The organism is Synechococcus sp. RS9902 (genome assembly GCF_014279635.1).
Classification (GTDB): Bacteria; Cyanobacteriota; Cyanobacteriia; order PCC-6307; family Cyanobiaceae; genus Parasynechococcus.
Window position 1 is genome coordinate 2,321,612 of sequence record NZ_CP047949.1, and the last position, 18,279, is coordinate 2,339,890.

General features: G+C 63.2%; 18 protein-coding genes. 12 read left to right on the forward strand and 6 right to left on the reverse strand.

The features are described 5' to 3' along the window. Positions 1 to 28 precede the first annotated feature (28 nt). Positions 29 to 1,777 (forward strand): diflavin flavoprotein, encoded by a 1,749-nt coding sequence (locus SynRS9902_RS12695; protein WP_186509390.1) that lies wholly within the window; start codon positions 29 to 31, stop codon positions 1,775 to 1,777. Here the strand turns inward: SynRS9902_RS12695 and SynRS9902_RS12700 are convergent. After that, positions 1,771 to 2,871, reverse strand: a complete 1,101-nt coding sequence (locus SynRS9902_RS12700; RefSeq protein ID WP_186509391.1) for a hypothetical protein — start codon at positions 2,869 to 2,871, stop codon at positions 1,771 to 1,773. The two genes, SynRS9902_RS12695 and SynRS9902_RS12700, sit on opposite strands and share 7 nt — an antisense overlap. A gap of 50 nt (positions 2,872 to 2,921) precedes the next feature. Between SynRS9902_RS12700 and SynRS9902_RS12705 the strand changes: the two genes are divergently transcribed. The 5 genes from SynRS9902_RS12705 (at position 2,922) to SynRS9902_RS12725 (ending at position 7,143) form a co-directional block, all read left to right on the forward strand. After that, a complete protein-coding gene (locus tag SynRS9902_RS12705; RefSeq protein WP_186509392.1) occupies positions 2,922 to 4,724 on the forward strand; it encodes a diflavin flavoprotein in 1,803 nt (600 codons plus the stop codon). Between the two features lie 93 nt (positions 4,725 to 4,817). Then, complete coding sequence (locus SynRS9902_RS13785) at positions 4,818 to 5,531, forward strand: rubrerythrin family protein (RefSeq protein WP_186510661.1); 714 nt, start codon at positions 4,818 to 4,820, stop codon at positions 5,529 to 5,531. Positions 5,532 to 5,567: 36 nt separating this feature from the next. After that, positions 5,568 to 6,083, forward strand: coding sequence for an NADPH-dependent FMN reductase (locus SynRS9902_RS12715; RefSeq protein ID WP_186509393.1), 516 nt, complete (start codon positions 5,568 to 5,570; stop codon positions 6,081 to 6,083). 8 nt (positions 6,084 to 6,091) lie between these two features. Then, positions 6,092 to 6,847, forward strand: a complete 756-nt coding sequence (locus SynRS9902_RS12720) for a pirin-like bicupin family protein (protein WP_186509394.1) — start codon at positions 6,092 to 6,094, stop codon at positions 6,845 to 6,847. Between the two features lie 89 nt (positions 6,848 to 6,936). Then, on the forward strand, positions 6,937 to 7,143 hold the full coding sequence (locus SynRS9902_RS12725) for a hypothetical protein (protein ID WP_186509395.1): 207 nt from the start codon (positions 6,937 to 6,939) through the stop codon (positions 7,141 to 7,143). 2 nt (positions 7,144 to 7,145) lie between these two features. On the opposite strand, the gene SynRS9902_RS12730 is transcribed toward SynRS9902_RS12725, so the two are convergent. The 4 genes from SynRS9902_RS12730 to SynRS9902_RS12745 all read right to left on the reverse strand — a co-directional run bounded on the left by SynRS9902_RS12730 (position 7,146) and on the right by SynRS9902_RS12745 (position 12,163). Then, entirely contained in the window at positions 7,146 to 7,400 is a 255-nt protein-coding gene (locus tag SynRS9902_RS12730) for a hypothetical protein (protein ID WP_011365460.1), read from the reverse strand. A 129-nt stretch (positions 7,401 to 7,529) separates the two neighbouring features. Next, positions 7,530 to 10,400 (reverse strand): aminomethyl-transferring glycine dehydrogenase, encoded by a 2,871-nt coding sequence (gene gcvP, locus SynRS9902_RS12735; protein WP_186509396.1) that lies wholly within the window; start codon positions 10,398 to 10,400, stop codon positions 7,530 to 7,532. A gap of 70 nt (positions 10,401 to 10,470) precedes the next feature. Beyond that, positions 10,471 to 10,860, reverse strand: a complete 390-nt coding sequence (gcvH, locus tag SynRS9902_RS12740; RefSeq protein WP_115081278.1) for a glycine cleavage system protein GcvH — start codon at positions 10,858 to 10,860, stop codon at positions 10,471 to 10,473. Positions 10,861 to 10,870: 10 nt separating this feature from the next. Then, complete coding sequence (locus SynRS9902_RS12745; protein ID WP_186509397.1) at positions 10,871 to 12,163, reverse strand: methionine gamma-lyase family protein; 1,293 nt, start codon at positions 12,161 to 12,163, stop codon at positions 10,871 to 10,873. Between the two features lie 201 nt (positions 12,164 to 12,364). On the opposite strand from SynRS9902_RS12745, the gene SynRS9902_RS12750 reads away from it, so the two are divergent. The 5 genes from SynRS9902_RS12750 to SynRS9902_RS12770 all read left to right on the forward strand — a co-directional run bounded on the left by SynRS9902_RS12750 (position 12,365) and on the right by SynRS9902_RS12770 (position 15,909). Continuing rightward, the gene (locus SynRS9902_RS12750) at positions 12,365 to 13,222 is read left to right on the forward strand and encodes a fatty acid desaturase (protein ID WP_244275790.1); all 858 of its coding nucleotides are present in this window, start codon (positions 12,365 to 12,367) and stop codon (positions 13,220 to 13,222) included. A gap of 78 nt (positions 13,223 to 13,300) precedes the next feature. Then, complete coding sequence (rplI, locus tag SynRS9902_RS12755; protein ID WP_186509398.1) at positions 13,301 to 13,759, forward strand: 50S ribosomal protein L9; 459 nt, start codon at positions 13,301 to 13,303, stop codon at positions 13,757 to 13,759. Between the two features lie 71 nt (positions 13,760 to 13,830). After that, positions 13,831 to 15,234: a replicative DNA helicase gene (gene dnaB / locus SynRS9902_RS12760; protein ID WP_186509399.1), complete on the forward strand. Its 1,404-nt coding sequence runs from the start codon at positions 13,831 to 13,833 to the stop codon at positions 15,232 to 15,234. Positions 15,235 to 15,281: 47 nt separating this feature from the next. After that, positions 15,282 to 15,509, forward strand: coding sequence for a hypothetical protein (locus SynRS9902_RS12765; protein ID WP_186509400.1), 228 nt, complete (start codon positions 15,282 to 15,284; stop codon positions 15,507 to 15,509). After that, entirely contained in the window at positions 15,502 to 15,909 is a 408-nt protein-coding gene (locus SynRS9902_RS12770) for a type II toxin-antitoxin system PemK/MazF family toxin (protein WP_186509401.1), read from the forward strand. The genes SynRS9902_RS12765 and SynRS9902_RS12770 overlap by 8 nt, the downstream gene beginning before the upstream one ends. 275 nt (positions 15,910 to 16,184) lie before the next feature. Here the strand turns inward: SynRS9902_RS12770 and SynRS9902_RS12775 are convergent, their stop codons facing one another. After that, the gene (locus SynRS9902_RS12775) at positions 16,185 to 17,042 is read right to left on the reverse strand and encodes a neuromedin U (RefSeq protein WP_186509402.1); all 858 of its coding nucleotides are present in this window, start codon (positions 17,040 to 17,042) and stop codon (positions 16,185 to 16,187) included. A 163-nt stretch (positions 17,043 to 17,205) separates the two neighbouring features. Between SynRS9902_RS12775 and SynRS9902_RS12780 the strand changes: the two genes are divergently transcribed. Continuing rightward, positions 17,206 to 18,186, forward strand: coding sequence for an AraC family transcriptional regulator (locus tag SynRS9902_RS12780; RefSeq protein ID WP_255446142.1), 981 nt, complete (start codon positions 17,206 to 17,208; stop codon positions 18,184 to 18,186). Positions 18,187 to 18,279 lie beyond the last annotated feature (93 nt).

The window sequence follows — 18,279 nt, forward strand, 5'->3', positions numbered from 1 at the left end:
AGAGTCGACTTCCGTCACGGTCGGTTTCATGGTCGTTGCTCCCGCTGCTCCGAAACTGTCGCTGCAGTGCGAGGCCATCGCCGCCGACACCACCACGATCCGCTCCCTCGACTGGGACCGCAGCCGCTTCGACATTGAATTCGGCCTGCGCAACGGCACCACCTACAACGCCTTCCTGGTGCGGGGGGAACGCACCGCCCTGATCGACACCAGCCACGCCAAGTTCCGCGACACCTGGATCCCCCTGCTCAAGCAGCAGATCGATCCAACTGCGATCGATGTGTTGATCGTGAGCCACACCGAACCCGACCACTCCGGGTTGATCGGTGACCTGATCGACCTCAATCCCGAGATTGAAATCGTGGGGTCAAAGGTGGCCCTGCAGTTCCTCAAGGACCAGGTGCACAGGCCGTTCAAATCCCGTGCGGTGAAGTCGGGCGAGGAATTGGATCTCGGCACCAATCCCGACAGCGGCATCCAGCACCGCTTCGAATTCCTCAGTGCTCCGAACCTGCACTGGCCGGACACGATCTTTTCCTTCGATCACGGCACAGGCATCCTCTACACCTGCGACGCCTTCGGTCTGCATTACTGCTCTGACGACGTCTTCGACGCCGACCCCGGCGCCATCGCCCCTGATTTCCGCTTCTACTACGACTGCCTGATGGGCCCGAATGCCCGCAGCGTGCTGCAGGCCCTCAAGCGCATGGATGGCCTGCCGGAGATCAACACCATCGCGGTGGGCCACGGACCGCTGTTGCGGCATCACCTCAGCCACTGGATCAGCGACTACCGCGAGTGGAGCGGCCAGCGCAGCAAAGGCGAGAGCTATGCCGCCGTCTGTTACCTGAGCCAATACGGCTTCTCCGATCGGATCAGCCAGGCCATTGCCCACGGCATCGGCAAGGCGGATGCCCAGGTGCAGCTGGTGGACCTGCGGGCCACCGATCCCCAGGAACTCACCGCCCTGGTGGGCGATGCCAAAGCTGTTGTGGTGCCGACCTGGCCCGCGGAACCGGAACCGGATCTCCAGGCCTCGATCGGAACCCTGCTGGCGGCCCTGCATCCCAAACAGCTGGTGGGGGTGTACGACGCCTTCGGCGGCAACGATGAACCGATCGACGCCGTCGCCGATCAACTGCGCAGCCAGGGGCAGAAGCAAGCCTTCAGCCCATTGCGGATCAAACAGCTGCCCCAGGGCAGCGACTACCAACGCTGTGAGGAGTCCGGCACTGACCTCGGCCAGCTGCTGACCAAAGAAAAGACGATCGCGGCGATGAAAAGCCTCGATGGCGACCTCGACAAGGCCCTGGGTCGCATCAGCGGTGGCCTTTATGTGGTGACCGCCAGCCAGGGGGAGGGCGAATCGCAACGCCGCAGCGCCATGGTGGCCAGCTGGGTGAGCCAGGCCAGCTTCACCCCACCGGGCCTCACCATCGCCGTCGCCAAAGACCGGGCGATCGAAGCCCTGATGCAAGTGGGCGACCGCTTCGTGCTGAATGTTCTACGGCAGAACAATCACCAACAACTGATGCGCCATTTCCTCAAGCGCTTCCCCCCCGGTGCCGATCGTTTCGCTGGGGTGAACGTGCTGGAGGGAACCGCCGATGGCGGCCCGGTGCTCGCTGATGCCCTGGCCTTTCTGGGCTGCCGGGTGGAGCAACGGATGGAAGGCCCTGATCACTGGATCATCTATGCCGTAGTGGAGCAGGGCAACGTGGCTGATGCCGAGGCCAGCACCGCGGTGCATCACCGCAAGGTGGGCAACCACTACTGAGCCTGCAGCTGATCCAGAGCATCCAAAAGGTTGCTCAGCAAGGCGCCCACGTGCTGGCTTCTCCGCCATTCACGACGGTTGAGCCAAGGGTCTGAGCAACGCCGCCACCAACCCTGCTCCGCCGGCTGGCAGAGCGTGACACCACGGTGATGAGGCGCCAGAAACACCGCGGCGGTCAGGAGGTTGGTGCCGAAGCCCAGCAGCTGCCAAGGTCCACTCGCTTCAGACGACCATCTGGTCGACAGCCGCACCTCCAGAGGGTCTGTCGAGCCGAGCACCTGGAGCGGAGCATCGGGACGCAACGAAGCCAACAGCCGTTCGATCAAGCCATGGTGTGATTCGTTCTTGGGATGGGCTTGCACCCTCAACGGTGCAGCCGCGGGCAGGTGGCGCCAGGCCGAACGAACGGCACGCCTTACATAGGAACCGTTCTCAATCACCGGCGCCTGGCGCCAACCCAGCGATCGCCCCATCAGGCGCCAGCGAAAGCGCCAGGTCTGCAGTTTGAGGTATGGCAAACAGAGCATCAGCCCTGGCGCAGGGGTGCCATTGGTGGAAGGGGAGTCGGCGAATGCCACGCGACATGTGGCGCAGAGCTCGAGCAAACAACGCAGCCGACCTGGATCGACAGGCTGATTTAACGGAATCAGGGGATCCTGTCGGACCACAGCTTGGCCATCAGCACAGTGCAATCGCCGCAACATCCATTGGCGTTCCCGACGCCCACTCCGTGAATACAGCCGCGTCTCAACCCCAATCGATTCCCCCAACTCCACCACCTCTGACGCCTGATAGGTGCGGAGCATCCGCTGGCCTTCGCGATCGTCCAAGCGCGGCAGCACCAACAGGCTGCAGGCCCTGGGCTCCGGCTCAGTGAACGCGCTGTCTCCGGCGATGAACCGGCAGTCATGCCCATCCTCAGCCGCAAGATCCAGGAGCAGCGGCTGGAAGGCCTTGGCCGAATGGCTGAGGTCGTCGCGATAGAGCGAAACGACCTCCAGCCGGGTGCCCCGGATCCCTCTCCAGCGCAGATAGGCCAGTGCCGACAGGGTGGTGATCAGCTGGGAGGAGAGAACAACAACGCTCTGCGCCACAGCCCTTCTGCTCCCATCAACAACGCGCCTACATTCAACTGGCTTCGAAGATGAGCGTGACCAGCACCGCAACCACGCGTCGCACGATCCAGCTGCCGATCGACGATGGGGTCGTTGGTCTGCGCGGTCTCAGCCCTCAACGGCACCGCTTCGAACTGGAATACGCCCTGGAGCGGGGCAGCACCTCCAACAGTGTGTTGTTTGAGGCCGGTGATGGCGCCCCTGCCGTACTGGTCCACCCACCGGGGGTGGCCTACAGCGCGGCCTTTCTGCCGGTGCTTGCCGAAGCCCTGCCCAGCAGCGACGCACCGCTGCTGGTGGTGGTGGGCCACGTCAACCCCAACCGCGTTGCCCTGCTGCGGGATCTGGCGGAGGCCTACGCCGGCCTGGAACTGGTCGTCTCCAACCCCGGCGCCAAGTTGATCGAGGAGCTGTGGAGCCAACGCAAGCCAGCCCCTCCCGGTGAGGCAAACGAGCAACCACCACTGCCCGAGCTGCCGCCCCTGCGGGTGATCCGCCAGGAGCAAACGCTTCGGCTCAGCCATCAGCGCAGCCTGATGCTGCTGCCGGCCCCAACCCCCCGCTGGCCGGGCGGATTGCTGGCCTTCGAGGAAAGCCTGGGCCTGCTGATGAGCGACAAGTTCTTCAGTGCCCACCTCTGCACGGACAGCTGGGCCGAAAGCAACCGCAGCAGCACCGAAGAAGAACGCCGGCACTTCTACGACTGCCTGATGGCCCCCATGGCCCGTCAGGTGGATGCCCTGGTGGAACGGCTCGAAGAACTCGACATCCGCACCATTGCGCCGGGCCATGGCCCGGCCATCGAAGCCAGTTGGCGCAGCCTGCTGAATGATTACCGCCGCTGGGGCGAAGGCCAGCAGAACGCCAGCCTGACAGTGGCTTTGCTGTTTGCCAGCGCCTACGGCAACACCGCAGCCATTGCCGATGCCCTGGCCCGCGGGGTCAGCCGCACCGGCATCCGGGTGAACAGCTTGAACTGCGAATTCACCCCCGCCGATGAACTGGTGAGCACGATCCAGCAGGCCAATGCCGTGTTGATCGGATCACCCACCCTGGGGGGCCATGCCCCCACACCGATCGTCTCGGCCCTGGGAACCCTGTTAGCGGAGGGGGATCGCAGCAAGCCCGTGGGGGTGTTCGGCAGCTTCGGCTGGAGCGGCGAGGCCGTGGACCTGCTGGAAACGAAGCTGCGGGATGGCGGCTTCAGCTTTGGTTTCGAGCCGATCCGGGTGAAGTTCAGTCCGGATGCCGCCCGGGTAAAGGAGCTGGAGGAAACCGGCACCCGTTTCGCCCGCCAGCTGCTGCAGAGCCAGAAACGGGCGCAACGGCGCAGTGCGGGGGGCTTGAGCGAAAGCCGCAGCGATCCAGCGGTGCTGGCCCTGGGCCGTGTGATCGGCTCCCTCTGCGTGCTCACCACCCGCAAAGCGGATCTGAGCGGCGCCATGGTGGCCAGCTGGGTGAGCCAGGCCAGCTTCAATCCCCCCGGCATCACCGTGGCCGTGGCCAAGGACCGTGCCGTGGAAGCGCTGCTGCACAAGGGCGATCGCTTTGCGTTGAACGTGCTGGCCGAAGGCCGCGAAACCGCCCTGATGAAGCAGTTCCTGCAACCGTTCGAACCCGGTGCCGATCGCTTTGCCGGGCTGGAGCTGGACACCAGCCCCGCCGAACAGCCCTTGCTGCCGGATGCTCTGGCCTGGCTGGACGGCAAGGTGAGCCAGCGGATGGAATGCGGCGACCACTGGCTGATCTATGCCGAAGTTGATCACGGCGGAGTGCTGGATGCGGAGGGCAGCACCGCGGTGCACCAACGCCGCAGCGGCGCCAACTACTGAGCTGACGGCCTGAGCCGGCAAACCGAACTTCCCACTAACTCATACTCACTATGAGTTAGAGCTAGGCTGATGGAACGATCCCCGGCGCCATCGATGGACATCTCCAAGCCTTCCACCCACGCCAACCTCGAGGCCGCTTTCGGTGGCGAGAGCATGGCCAACCGCAAATACCTGTTCTTTTCAGAGGTGGCCAAACAACTGGGCCACAAGAACCTGGCCAAGTTGTTTCGTGACACCGCAGCGCAGGAAACGGAACACGCCTTTGCCCACTTCCGCCTGCTGCACCCTGAGTTGGTGGTGAGCGATCCCGAGCAGCTCAGCGAAAACGAGAAGCAGGCCATCCTGAGCCGCTGCCTGGAGCTGGCGATTGAAGGCGAGACCTACGAGTACACAACGATGTATCCGGAGTTCGCCGCCCAGGCCCGGCAGGACCGGGACAGCGGAGCCGCAGCGGAGTTCGCCGAGCAAAGCAGCGAATCCAAGGAGCATGCCGGCCTGTTCCGCACCGCCGCCAAGAACTTCGGCCTGCTGACCCCGATCGAGCAGCATCACGCCGAAACCTATGGCGTTGCCCTCGAGGCCCTGCAAGGCAAGGGCACGGCAGGCCAGGCCGATCAACCGATGCCGGGCAAGTGGATCTGCAAGGTGTGCTCGATGATCTACGACCCCGCCGAGGGGGATCCGGATTCCGGCATCGCCGCAGGAACGCCGTTTGAGGCGATTCCCGACGATTGGCACTGCCCGATCTGCGGCGCCCGCAAAGCCAGCTTCGTTCCTTACCGCGAAGCTGAGTTGAAAGCGGCCTGACGCCCTTGCACGATTCGATCAAAAGCCTTCGTCTCCATGCCCTCTGATCTCATCGTTCTGACAGCGAGCAATGGCGAGAACTGCAAGCTGGCGGAACGCTTCGTGCAGGCCGCCTCAGCTCAGAACGCCAGCGCCCAACTGATCGATCTCACGCAGCTCAACCTGCCCCTGTTCACGCCGCGGGTCCAGGCCGCAGGGGCGGGTCCTGACCTTGTCGCCCTGCACGACCAGCTGCACCAAACACCGCGCTGGGTGATCTGCGCCCCGGAATACAACGGGTCGATTCCGCCGTCGCTCACCAATGCCATTGCCTGGCTCTCGGTGACCGACGACGACTTCCGGTCCCTGTTCAACGGGCGGCCGATCGCCATGGCCACCTTCTCCGGCGGTGGCGGCATGGAACTACTGGTGTCGCTGCGCATCCAGCTCACCCACCTCGGGGCCCAGGTGCTGGGGCGTCAGCTGCTGAGCAACCACGCCAAACCAGCCGAGGACGACAGCATCAACGACCTGGTGCAGCGGCTTCTGCAGATGCAACCCCTCCAACTCTGAGCGCCTCGATGTCCCGGATGGCACCGCCAACAGGTCAACACGCCACCATGTCAACCGTGATCCTGCGACCCGCAGACCAGCGCTTTCACAGCCAACTGGACTGGCTCGATTCCTGGCACAGCTTCAGCTTCGGCAGCCATCAGGATCCGAACTGGATGGGCTTCGGCCCCCTGCGGGTGATCAACGACGACACCATTGCTGCAGGCCAGGGGTTCGGCATGCATCCCCACCGCGACATGGAAATCATCACAGTGATGGTGGAGGGGGCCCTGACCCATGCCGACTCGATGGGCAACAGCGCGGTGCTGCACGCCGGCGAGGTGCAGCGGATGAGTGCCGGCAGCGGCATCGTGCACAGCGAGATCAATCAAACCGGCGAGCCCTGCAGGCTGCTGCAGATTTGGATTGAGCCAGCACAGCTGGGCATCCAGCCCGCCTACGAGCAGAAACCCTTCGCCATCGGCGAGGGCTGGACGCCCCTGATTGAGCCGGACGCCACCGGCGAAGCGATGGCCATTGAACGTCATGTGCGCCTCTGGCGTGCCCAGCCAGGATGCCAACAACCCTTGCCATTGCCCGCCGCCAAGGAGCGGTGGCTCTGGCTTCAGGTGATTGATGGGGAGCTGACGCTCAACAGTGAGGGCTCCCCGAAGCAGTCGCTACAGCGAGGCGATGGGGTGGGCCTGATCCAAGAGGCAGCAACACAAAGCGAGCTGATCGGTCTCAATGAACACACCGACGTGCTGCTGTTTGCCCTGGCGTGAAGCAATCCGGAAAAGATCTGGTGCAAGTGCGAGACACCAGATCTTGCGCCCTGAAATGACGGAGTCACTTCCAAACAATCCCTAGAGCGATGGGATTCATGAACGGCCAGGAGGCCTCGGTTCGGTACCGCGGCTTTCTTTTAATGCCTCAAACCAACCGCAGCTGGCTGGTGAGGCCGGAACGCAGCCCAATGCGATTGCTGCCCTTCCGCACACCAACCTGCTCACTGGCCGACGTCAAAGCCCTGCTGGACTGGCGTCTGGCCCAGGAAGAAGCGGAGATCGGCGTGGCCTGAACTCAGGCCGCTGCCGGCGGTGGAGTGGGATCGCCCACCGGTTGAAAAGGAATCACCAAGGTGGCCCAGTGATCGGGCCGCTCGGGGCGGCTGCGACGGGAACGGCGCGTGCCAAAGGGAACCCGAATCACATTGGTTCCTTCAATTGACAAGGTATGGCCACGATTGAAGGCCGATTCCAGACCCTCAGGAAGTTGAGGAAGGGCAGGCCCTTCAACGCTGCTGAGCGCAGATTTCTTGTTGTTGTCCCGATCCATGGTGTCCCCCGACAGACGAATCAGTTGTCGAACAGTTTGACCGAACTCGCAAGGGCGATGAACGGAATCAAACCAATTTTTCCACTTTCAGTGAAAATTTACACGCTCTGAACCCCTTGCACCAGGGCTTCAAGCCGCCACAGCCACCGCTTCCACCGACGGACAAGTGCACACCAGGTTGCGATCACCAAAGGCGTTATCAATCCGTGCCACAGCGGGCCAGATCTTGCTCTCCTGCTGCCCCTCCATCGGGAAGGCGGCCTGCTGACGGCTGTAGGGACGATCCCAGTCATCCGCTGTGACGGCCGCCAGGGTGTGGGGAGCACGCTTGAGCGGGTTGTTCTGAGGGTCGCTGGTGCCGGTTTCAATGGCGCGAATCTCCTCGCGGATCGCCACCAGGGCATCGGCGAAACGATCCAACTCCGCCAGGCTTTCGCTTTCGGTGGGCTCCACCATCACCGTGCCAGCCACCGGCCAGCTGACGGTGGGCGCATGGAAGCCGTAATCCATCAAACGCTTGGCGATGTCATCCACATCGATCCCCGCATCCCGCTTGAGCGGGCGCAGATCGAGGATGCATTCATGGGCCACCCGGCCGGTGCTGCCCCGAAACAGCACGGGGTACGAGGCATCGAGCCGATGGGCCAGGTAGTTGGCCGACAACAGCGCCACGGCACTGGCCTGCCTTAGGGCCTCCGCCCCCATCATCCGCAGGTACATCCAGCTGATCGGCAGGATGCTGGCGCTGCCGAGCGCAGCTGCGGACACCGGACCGATGGCCGATGCGGCGCCGGCCTGCAAGGGGTGCCCCGGCAAGAAGGGCGCCAGATGCGCCGCTACACCAATGGGCCCCACGCCTGGGCCACCGCCCCCATGGGGAATGCAGAAGGTCTTGTGCAGGTTGAGGTGGCAGACATCGGCACCGAAAGCACCAGGACGGCACAGCCCCACCTGGGCATTGAAGTTGGCCCCATCGAGGTACACCTGGCCGCCGTGCCGATGCACCACCGAGCAAATCTCACGGATGCCGGTTTCAAACACGCCGTGGGTGGAGGGGTAGGTGACCATCAGCGCCGCCAGCCGATCGGCGTGCTCGGCCGCCTTCGCCGCCAGATCCTGCTGATCAATGTTGCCCTCGTCATCACAGGCGACGGCCACCACCTTGAGGCCGGCCATCACGGCACTGGCGGGGTTGGTGCCGTGGGCGCTGGTGGGGATCAGACAGATGTCGCGATGGGCTTCATCGCGGGAGCGGTGCCAGGCGCGAATCACCAGCAGCCCGGCATATTCCCCCTGGGAACCGGCATTGGGCTGCAACGACACGGCGGCAAAGCCCGTCAGAGCGGCCAACCATTGCTCCAGATCTTCGGCCAGACGGCGATAGCCCTGGGCCTGATCGGCTGGGGCAAAGGGATGCAAGGCCGCAAACGCAGGCCAGCTCACCGGCTGCAGCTCAGCGGCGGCGTTGAGCTTCATGGTGCAGCTGCCCAACGGAATCATCCCGTGCACCAGCGAGAGATCACGGCTCACCAACCGCTGGATGTAGCGCAACAGCTCTGATTCGCTGCGGTACTGATGGAAAACCGACTGGCTCAGCCAGGGCTGGCTGCGCTGCGGCAGGGAGAGGGACGGGGGCTGCTCAGCCTCGAGTGCCGGGGTGGCCTGACCGCAGGCCTCCGCCAGTAGGGCGAGCAGGGCTTGCAGCTCCTGTTGATCCGAGAGCTCATCGAGGCTGATACCAAATCCGGTGGCATCAGCCGGTGCTGCACCATCGGGCAGCACCCGCAGATTGAAACCAGCAGCGGCGGCAGCGCGGTGCACAGCCGGTGCCAACGCACAGTGCACGGTGACGGTGTCGAAGCGGTCGGCCAGCTCCAGCGGATAACCAAGGACCCGCAGGCCCTGCTCCAACTGGCTGCGCAGGCCAGCGATGCGCTGGGCGATGGCCTGCAGACCATCAGGGCCATGGTGCACCGCATAAAATGAGGCCATCACGGCCAGCAGCACCTGGGCCGTGCAGATGTTGCTGGTGGCCTTGTCGCGACGGATGTGCTGCTCACGGGTTTGCAGCGCCAAGCGCAGGGCCGAACGGCCTTCCGCATCCTTGGACTGCCCCACAAGACGGCCCGGGATCTGGCGCTTGTAGGCCTCAACGGTGGAGAAGAAGGCGGCGTGAGGACCACCAAATCCCATCGGCACCCCCAGGCGTTGGGCGCTGCCCACGGCAATGTCGGCCCCGAGGGATCCCACGGGAGCCATAAGGGTCTGCGCCAGGGGGTCGATCGCCACGGTGACAAAGGCACCGGCGGCATGGGCCGCTTCGATCACGGCGGTTGGATCCCAGAGGCATCCATCGGCGCCGGGCAACTGCAGCAGAACACCAAACACCGAGGCATCGATCGGCGCTGTGGCCGGGTCGATCCGCTCAAGGCTGATGCCGAGGGGTTCGGCGCGGGTCTGCAGCACCGCCCAGGTCTGAGGCAGCACATTGGCGTCGACCAGGAACCGTGTCGCCTCAGGGCGACGGCACACCCCGAAGCTGAGGCTCATCGCCTCGGCGGCAGCGGTGGCTTCATCAAGCAGCGACGCATTGGCGATCGGCAAGCCCGTGAGCTCACTGATCAGGGTTTGAAAGTTGAGCAGGGCCTCCAGACGACCCTGGGCGATTTCCGCCTGGTAGGGGGTGTAGGCGGTGTACCAGGCCGGATTCTCAAAAACGTGGCGCTGGATCAGGGCCGGGGTTGCCGTGCCGTAGTAACCCAGCCCGATCAGGGAGCGACGCAGCGTGTTGGTTTCACTCAACTGCTTCAGCTGCTGGAGGGCCTCCGCCTCCCCGCAACCCTCGGGCAATGCCTCAACCGGCGGCTTGGGATCCAAGATGTCGGCGGGCACGACATCAGCAATGAACTCCTGCAGATCGCTGTAGCCCAGGGCATTGAGCATGCGGAGTTGTTCCGCCTCACTCGGGCCGATGTGCCGCTGCGCAAAAGGAGAAGTCAACGTCGAATGCACAGCCCACCAGACGATCGTAAGAGCGAAGCCCCGGCGCTGATGAGAGCCAGCGTTGATGTCAGCCGGCGTTGACCTTGGCGCCGTAGGCCTCGGCGGTCATCAGGCTGTCGAGCTCGGAGGGATCCGACGGACGCAGCACCAGCAGCCAGCCCTCACCGTGGGGATCGTTCTGCAGTTCCTCCGGACTGGCCAGCACCGCTTCATTGCGTTGCACCACCTCACCGGCAATCGGTGCGTACATGTCTTCAACGGCCTTCACCGACTCCACCGAGCCAAAGCTGGTGCCCTTCGCCAGGCTGGCGCCCACATCCGGGAGATCCACGAACACGATGTCGCCCAGCTGATCAACGGCGAAGGCACTAATGCCCACCCGCACCAGCTCGCCATCGGCATTGGCGTACTCGTGGCTGTCGGCGAAGCGAAAAGAGTCGGGGAACGCGAACGCCATCGAGGCAGTTTCAGGTGGTCCCAGTCTGCGGGAGATTGATCAGTCCTGCCGCATTGAGGTCACACAACGCACGGGAGAGGGCCAGGCGGATGTGGGCGCGATGGGTGCCGCCCTGCACATAAAGGTTGAACGGTTCCCGCAGCGGCGCATCGGCCGAAAATTCACTGGTGGAACCGTCGATGAAGGTCCCCCCGGCCATCACCAGATCCGAGGCATAGCCCGGCATCGAGGCCGGCACTGGATCGAGGTAGGCCCCGATCGGCGACATCGCCTGGAAGGCACGGCACACCACCTTGAGGGCATCGGGACTGCCCAGCCGCACCGCCTGAATCAAATCGCTGCGCACGGCCCCGGGCGCTGGATTGACGGGGAAGCCCAGCCGCTCAAACACCCCCGCCACCAGATCGGCACCAATCAAGGCCTCCGACACCATCTGCGGTGCCAGGAACAGCCCCTGGAGCACCAGCCGCTGCAGGTCAAATCCAGTGCCGCCCTCACTGCCGATGCCAGGCGCCGTGAGCCGGCAGCAGGCCTGCTCCACCAGATCGGCCCGTCCAGCGATGTAGCCGCCGGTGGGGGCGATGGTGCCGCCGAGGTTCTTGATCAAGGATCCAGCGATCAGATCCGCCCCAACCGCCGTCGGTTCCTGCTCCTGCACCAACTCGCCGTAACAGTTGTCGACAAAGACAACGCAGTCGGGCTGGCGGGCATGGATGCGCTCACACAGCCCGGCGATCTGCTCAACCGTGACCGACGGACGCCAGCTGTAGCCGCAGCTGCGCTGGATCAGCACCATCCGGCAGGGCTGCTCCAGGGCCTGGTTCAAGGCCGTCTCATCCACCGCCCCATCCGGCTGCAGATCGATTTCGTCGTAGGCAACCCCGAATTCCGCCAGGGAACCCTGGCCCTTGCCGCGCAGACCGATCACCTCCTCAAGGGTGTCGTAGGGACGACCCGTGATCGAAAGCAGACGATCCCCGGGCCGCAACACGCCGAACAACGCGGCGGCGATGGCGTGGGTGCCGCTGACGAATTGCAGGCGCACCGCGGCGGCTTCGGCCCCCAGCACCCGGGCAAAAACCCGATCCACCACCTCACGCCCCTGATCCCCGTGGCCGTAACCGGTGAGCGACGCAAAGTGCTGGGTGCCAACGCGCTCCGCCGCCAGGGCCTCCAACACGCGCTGCAGGCGTTGCTCCACCGCCGCCGTCCTTGCTGCAGCCAGGTCGGCCTGCTCCCGCGCCACCGCGTTGATCAGGTCCTCTGCAAACGCACTGATCACCACTTGCCTGACGGATGTCATGCCTTCCTAAACCCTGGTCAACGCCAGACTTCACACCCTGGGAGGCCGCTGCGGTGCGCCAACTCCTTTAGATTTCTGTGACTAACGGCACCATCCGCTCCCTGGTTTTCCTGTCTGAGCGGCTTTGTCAATCCAAGGAGAATCCGCTTGGTTTCCTCGCAAACAGCTGACACCCGCGAGCTTCGGCAGCGGGCCGCGGTGATGGCACCGCGTGATCCCCTGCCCGCGCGTCAGCGCAAATTCAAGATGGGAACCACCAGCTTCATGCTGGTGATGCATGTGCTCGCCACCGTGGCGCTGCTGCCGCGCTTCTGGAGCTGGCAGGGCGTTGTGGCCTTCGGCGTTCTCTATTGGATGACGGTGCTGGGCGTCACCCTGGGCCTGCACCGTCTGGTGGCGCACCGCAGCCTGGTGGTGCCGGTATGGGTTGAGCGCATCCTGGTGCTGATGGGCACCCTGGCCTGCCAGAGCGGCCCGATCGAATGGGTGGGTCTGCACCGCCATCACCACCGTTTTTCAGATCAACCCACGGATCACCACGACGCTGGCCGTGGCCTGTGGTGGGCCCACAGCGAATGGATGCTGCACGACATCCCGGCCCTGAAGGAACTCGACCGCTACGCCGGCGACCTGCAGTGCGACCCCTTCTACCGCTGGCTCGACCGCTGGTTCCTGCTGTTGCAGATCCCCCTAGGCCTTGGGCTCTACTGGTTCGGTGAAGCCGCCCAGGTTCACGGCGGTGGCCTTGGCCTGGTGCTGTGGGCCATTCCTCTGCGCCTCGTGGTCGTGTACCACGTGACTTGGCTGGTGAACTCCGCCACCCACGCCTTCGGCTACCGCAATTTCGATTGCCCCGACCTCTCCCGCAACTGCTGGTGGGTGGCACTGCTCTCCTTTGGGGAGGGTTGGCACAACAATCACCACGCCCATCCGGCGAGTGCACGCCACGGTTTGCGCTGGTTCGAGTTCGATCTCACCTGGCAGCACGTGCGCCTGCTCAAGCGCCTCGGACTGGCCAGCCGGATCCGCACGGCCCGCTACGTCCCCGGAGCCTCCTGAGGCTCAAAGCAACCTTCAACAACCGGCCACGTCGTAACGTGGTCGATCGCACCCGTCTCCATCCTTCATACCGGTCCCATGCCTAAGCGTGTACAAGTCGTTCTGAATGAGGACGTCCTCAGCCTCGGCAAGGACGGAGACCTGGTGGAAGTGGCTCCGGGTTACGCCCGTAACTTCCTGCTGCCCTTCGGCAAAGCTGTGCCCCTCACCCCTGCGGTGATGAAGCAGGTGGAGCACCGCCGGGCCAAGGAGGCTGAGCGTCAAGCCGCCCTGAAGCAGGAAGCCCTCGACTTCAAGACCGCCCTCTCCACCATTGGTCGCTTCACAGTTAAGAAGCAGACCGGTCAAGACAATGTGCTGTTCGGCACCGTCACCAACGGTGACGTGGCTGAAGCCATCGAAACCGCCACCAAGAAGGAGATCGACCGCCGCGACATCGTGGTGCCTGAGATCCACCGCACCGGCAAGTACACCGTTACGGTGAAGCTGCACAGCGAAGTCACCGCTGAAATCAACCTGGAAGTGGTCGGCTACTGATCGCTGTTAATTGACACTCAACCGGCTCATTCGAGCCAGAGTGTGATCCCTTCGCTTCACGCCCTGCCGCCATGGTGAGCGTCCCCCTGCCAGAGAACAACGATGGGGGACGCCGTGGTTTTGGCAAAGGCCGCGACGATGAGCCCAATTTCGAGGCTCTGCCCGATTCGCTTCCGCCCCAGAACCTGGAGGCGGAGGAAGCGGTGCTGGGCGGCATCCTGCTGGATCCCGATGCGATCGGGCGTGTGGCCGATGTGCTGCAGCCGGAGGCGTTTTATCTGAACGCCCACCGGGAGATCTTCCGCACCGCCCTGATGCTGCACGGCCAGGGCAAGCCGACGGATCTCACCGCCATGAGCGCCTGGCTGGCCGACACCGGCGCCCTGGAGAAGGTGGGCGGTAACAATCGACTGGTGGAGTTGGTGGAGCGGGTGCCGTCCACCGCCTCGATCGAGCAAGTGGCCCGGCTGGTGATGGACAAGTTCCTGCGCCGCCAGCTGATCCGCTCCGGCAACGAAGTGATCCAGCTGGGCTTTGATCAGAGCCTGCCGATGGAGCAGGTGCTGGACCAGGCAGAACAGAAGATCTTTGCCATCAGCCAGGAGAAACCCTCCAAGGGGCTCACCCCCACCGCCGAAATCCTCACCCAGACCTTTGAGGAAATCGAAAGCCGCTCGCTGGGCACCTCGGTGGCTGGCATCCCGGTGAATTTCTACGACCTGGATGCGATGACCCAGGGCCTGCAGCGCAGCGACCTGATCATCGTGGCGGGCCGGCCGGCCATGGGCAAAACCTCGATCGTGCTGAACCTGGCCAAAAACGTGGCCCAGCTGCACGACCTGCCGGTGTGTCTGTTCTCCCTGGAGATGAGCAAGGAGCAGCTCACCTACCGCCTGCTCTCGATGGAGGTGGGCATCGAAGCGGGCCGCCTGCGCACCGGCCGCCTGCAGCAGGAGGAATGGCCGCTGCTGGGCCAGGGCATCAACAGCCTGGGGCAATTACCGATCTTCATCGATGACAAACCCAACTCCGGTGTGCTGGAGATGCGCTCGCTCTGCCGGCGGCTGATGGCCGAACAGGGCAAGGAGCTGGGGCTAGTGATGATCGACTACCTGCAGCTGATGGAAGGATCAGGCTCCGACAACCGGGTGCAGGAGCTGTCGCGCATCACCCGGGGCCTGAAACAAATGGCGCGGGAACTGAACGTGCCGGTGATTGCCCTCTCCCAGCTGAGCCGGGGTGTGGAGGCACGCACCAACAAACGACCGATGCTGAGCGACCTGCGGGAATCGGGCTCGATCGAGCAGGACGCCGACCTGGTGCTGATGATCTACCGCGACGAGTACTACAACCCGGAAACTCCCGACCGCGGCATCACCGAGGTGATCGTGACCAAGCACCGCAACGGTCCGGTGGGCACAGTGAAGCTGCTGTTCGAGCCGCAGTACACCCGCTTCCGCAACCTGGCGGCCTGAAGCGCATTACGTTTCGCTATGCTCTTCTCAGGACGTGAGTCAGCGCCATGGCGAAGCAGAGCGTGACGGTGCGCGTGGAGCCAGAACTGGTGCGCTGGTTTCGGGAAGAGGCTCACATCCCCCTCGGCGAAGCCGTCAACCAAGCCCTACGGGGACTGCAACAGCGGCTGCTCAGCGAGCAACTCCATCAACGCGTCGACCGCGAACTGTCCGAAGGCGAAGCACTGGTGAGCGAAGCAGATCTGAGCTATTGGGATCAGCTCAGCGATGCCTGAGACCTCACACCAGTTTGAGCCTGGCAGCGTGTTGATCCGACGGGCTGACCGCGAGGGTGGCGATGGAAAACTCCGCCCTTGCATGGTGATCTCCAGTTCTGAGAGAGGGCGAGACGCAAAAGCAGAGACCGTACTCGTCGTGCCGCTCACCTCGGACACCGATGGCAAACAGCGATTACCGATGCCGGTGATCACACCGGATCCGAGCAATGGACTGGTACAGCGCTCTGCCGCGATGTGCGGACGCGTCAGCTGCATCCGCAAGGCACGCCTCGATCAACAAATCGGCACCGTTCATGCACAGCAGCTACGCCGCGTGCGCCTGGGAGTGGCAGCGGTGATCGGCCTCACTGATCTGTTGACAACCCAGAAACTTCCGATCGGGACACCACCGAAGTGATCGTGAGCAAGCACTGCTGCCAAACAGCCTGAGGCAACTCCGTCATGTGGATCGGTCGAATTCTGCTGGTTGGTGTTGCCTCGTCATATGTCGCCCGGTGGGTTCTGAGCCCACAAAGGCATCGGAATTACGTTGCAGGTTGGCTGAAGGCACTGCGCAAAACCACCTGTTGGCTGCCACCTTGGCGCCATCGGGTGCGCCGCTTTGGGCGACGCATCTTTGTCGCAACCCTCAGCCGATCCAATCGAAAAGACCGGATCCGGCCCTTTCATTGATCACTTCGGGAATAAAACCTGCCACTGGGTGCGGATCGTCCAATCGCCGAGAAGCTCTTCCCCAGCAACCGTCGGCTTGACGGCGTTGTAGTAGCCCTCCACTGAAATCTGCATCGGCTGCTTCGCCAACTTGAAGGCATAACCAAGCCCGCCACCCACCGGAACAGTCCAGCCCTCACCCTCCGGATGGGTCCAATCGGAGGACATGATCGGCGATGAGGTGAAAAACCAGTTCTTGCTGAATTGGTAGCGGATCAAAGGCTGGGCAATGAAGCGATGGACCTCATCACGCTGAGGATTACCGGCAACAGACCAGATGTTGCGCATCCGGGCACCCACAGTCCAAGGCCCCCGGTGGTAATAGCCGAGAAGTGCCGGTCCCACAGACAACTTGCCGCTGTCTGTGGGACCATCACCAGCGGGAATAACGAGCGAAGGCCCCAGACCAATGGTCCAATCCGGACCCAGGTTGGGAACAAAGAAAGCCGTCGGGCTGACATCCGACAAACCCGGGCGGTAGCGCTGGTTCCAACCAAGAACCAGAGGCTCACCAAGGGGCGTCAAGTCAAGCTCCGGCGACGCTGAAGGCGCCGATACGAAGCGAAAAATCGTCCGGGTCAGAACCGTCCAATCCTCATTCAGACGGAACGGGAAGATGGGCTGGAGCTTGAGAACGTTGAGGGTTCGATCGAGATCTGCATCTGGATCAACCGAGCCCGGCGCCCATTGACTATTGGGGGTGACATTCCATTCCAGCCACAGCCGAGACGTTGATGTGATCGGATTCGGCTGCGCAACAGCCGCCTCAGCGATCAACAACGATGCTGCGAGGCCACTGAGACAAGAACGCACGGCCATGAAACGACAATCGCTGCAATTAAAGCGATGCCAGTGTTTCAAAGCAGACGGGCGCTACCACTGCCAGCACTGACGTTCCGGCCTTGACGGGGCGAAATTGCGTACGAATCGGCTCAGCCCAGGGGAACGTTCATCACCTGGGCAGCAACAGTGATGCCATCTCATGGATGATTCGGTGAAGCAGATCGACAGCAGCTTCTCCAGCTGTCAGAGATTGCAGGACCTGTTCGGGCCGCTCTCTCCCGATCTCGTCGCCCTGCAGATGACCCGTGGACCTTTGCAGGGGCGGCTGCGCAGCTTTCACCTCGGTGCGCTTCGCTTCAATCTGCTGGAAACCAACCAAAGCCTGTTTCTCAGCGGAACCCGGCGGCCGAAACCCTGCACTGTGGCCATCCCTCTGGACGAGTTTCAGGCGACATCGCCTTACAGGGCGCAAGGCATTCCTGTGAAATGGCCAAGCCTGATGGGATACAACCGCCACCTCACCGACTTTGATCTGAAGCTGCCTGCCGGGGCCCGACTGGCAACAATCGTGATTAGCAAGGAAGTGCTGCTGGAGCAGCTGGAGCGCCGAGGGGAAAGCCAGAACACCCTGGAACGCTGGGAAGGCACCAATCAACTGGAACTGCTACCGGAATGGCAACAACGCTTGCGAGATCAACTCCACCAGCTGATTCAAGGCAGTGAACGGGGATGGAATCCCGAAGACCCCGATCAACTGATCGACAGCGTGATTCGCTGCTTTGAAGAGCCCCAGGCACGGACAAAGCCCGTCGCTAAACGGGAAACACGGCATGAGGCTGCCATCGACCTGCTGCACTGGTGCGCCAGAAACCCGATGACGCCCATCACCGTTGAAGAGCTCAGCGCCGAGCTGTTCCAATCGAGGACATCACTGTTCAAAGGATCCAAGGAACATTTCGAGCAGACACCACTTGAACTGCAACGGTCCATCCGTATGGATCGCGTCAGACAACTACTGCTTGATCCTGAGCGTCGCGCCTGCCTCGGCATTGAGGGTGTCGGCGACAGCGCTGCATCAATGGGCTTCGCCAGCCGCAGCCATTTCGCTCGGCGGTATCAGGAGATGTATGGAGAACAGCCTCAAGAGACAATCAGCCAAGGCCTGAGGAACGTGCCATAACAACCAACCAGTCATCGCGTACGAATGGGCTCATACCCATGAACGATTGGGCTCAACGCCCTCTTTAGGGGAGGAGCGGGATTCTCAAAACTT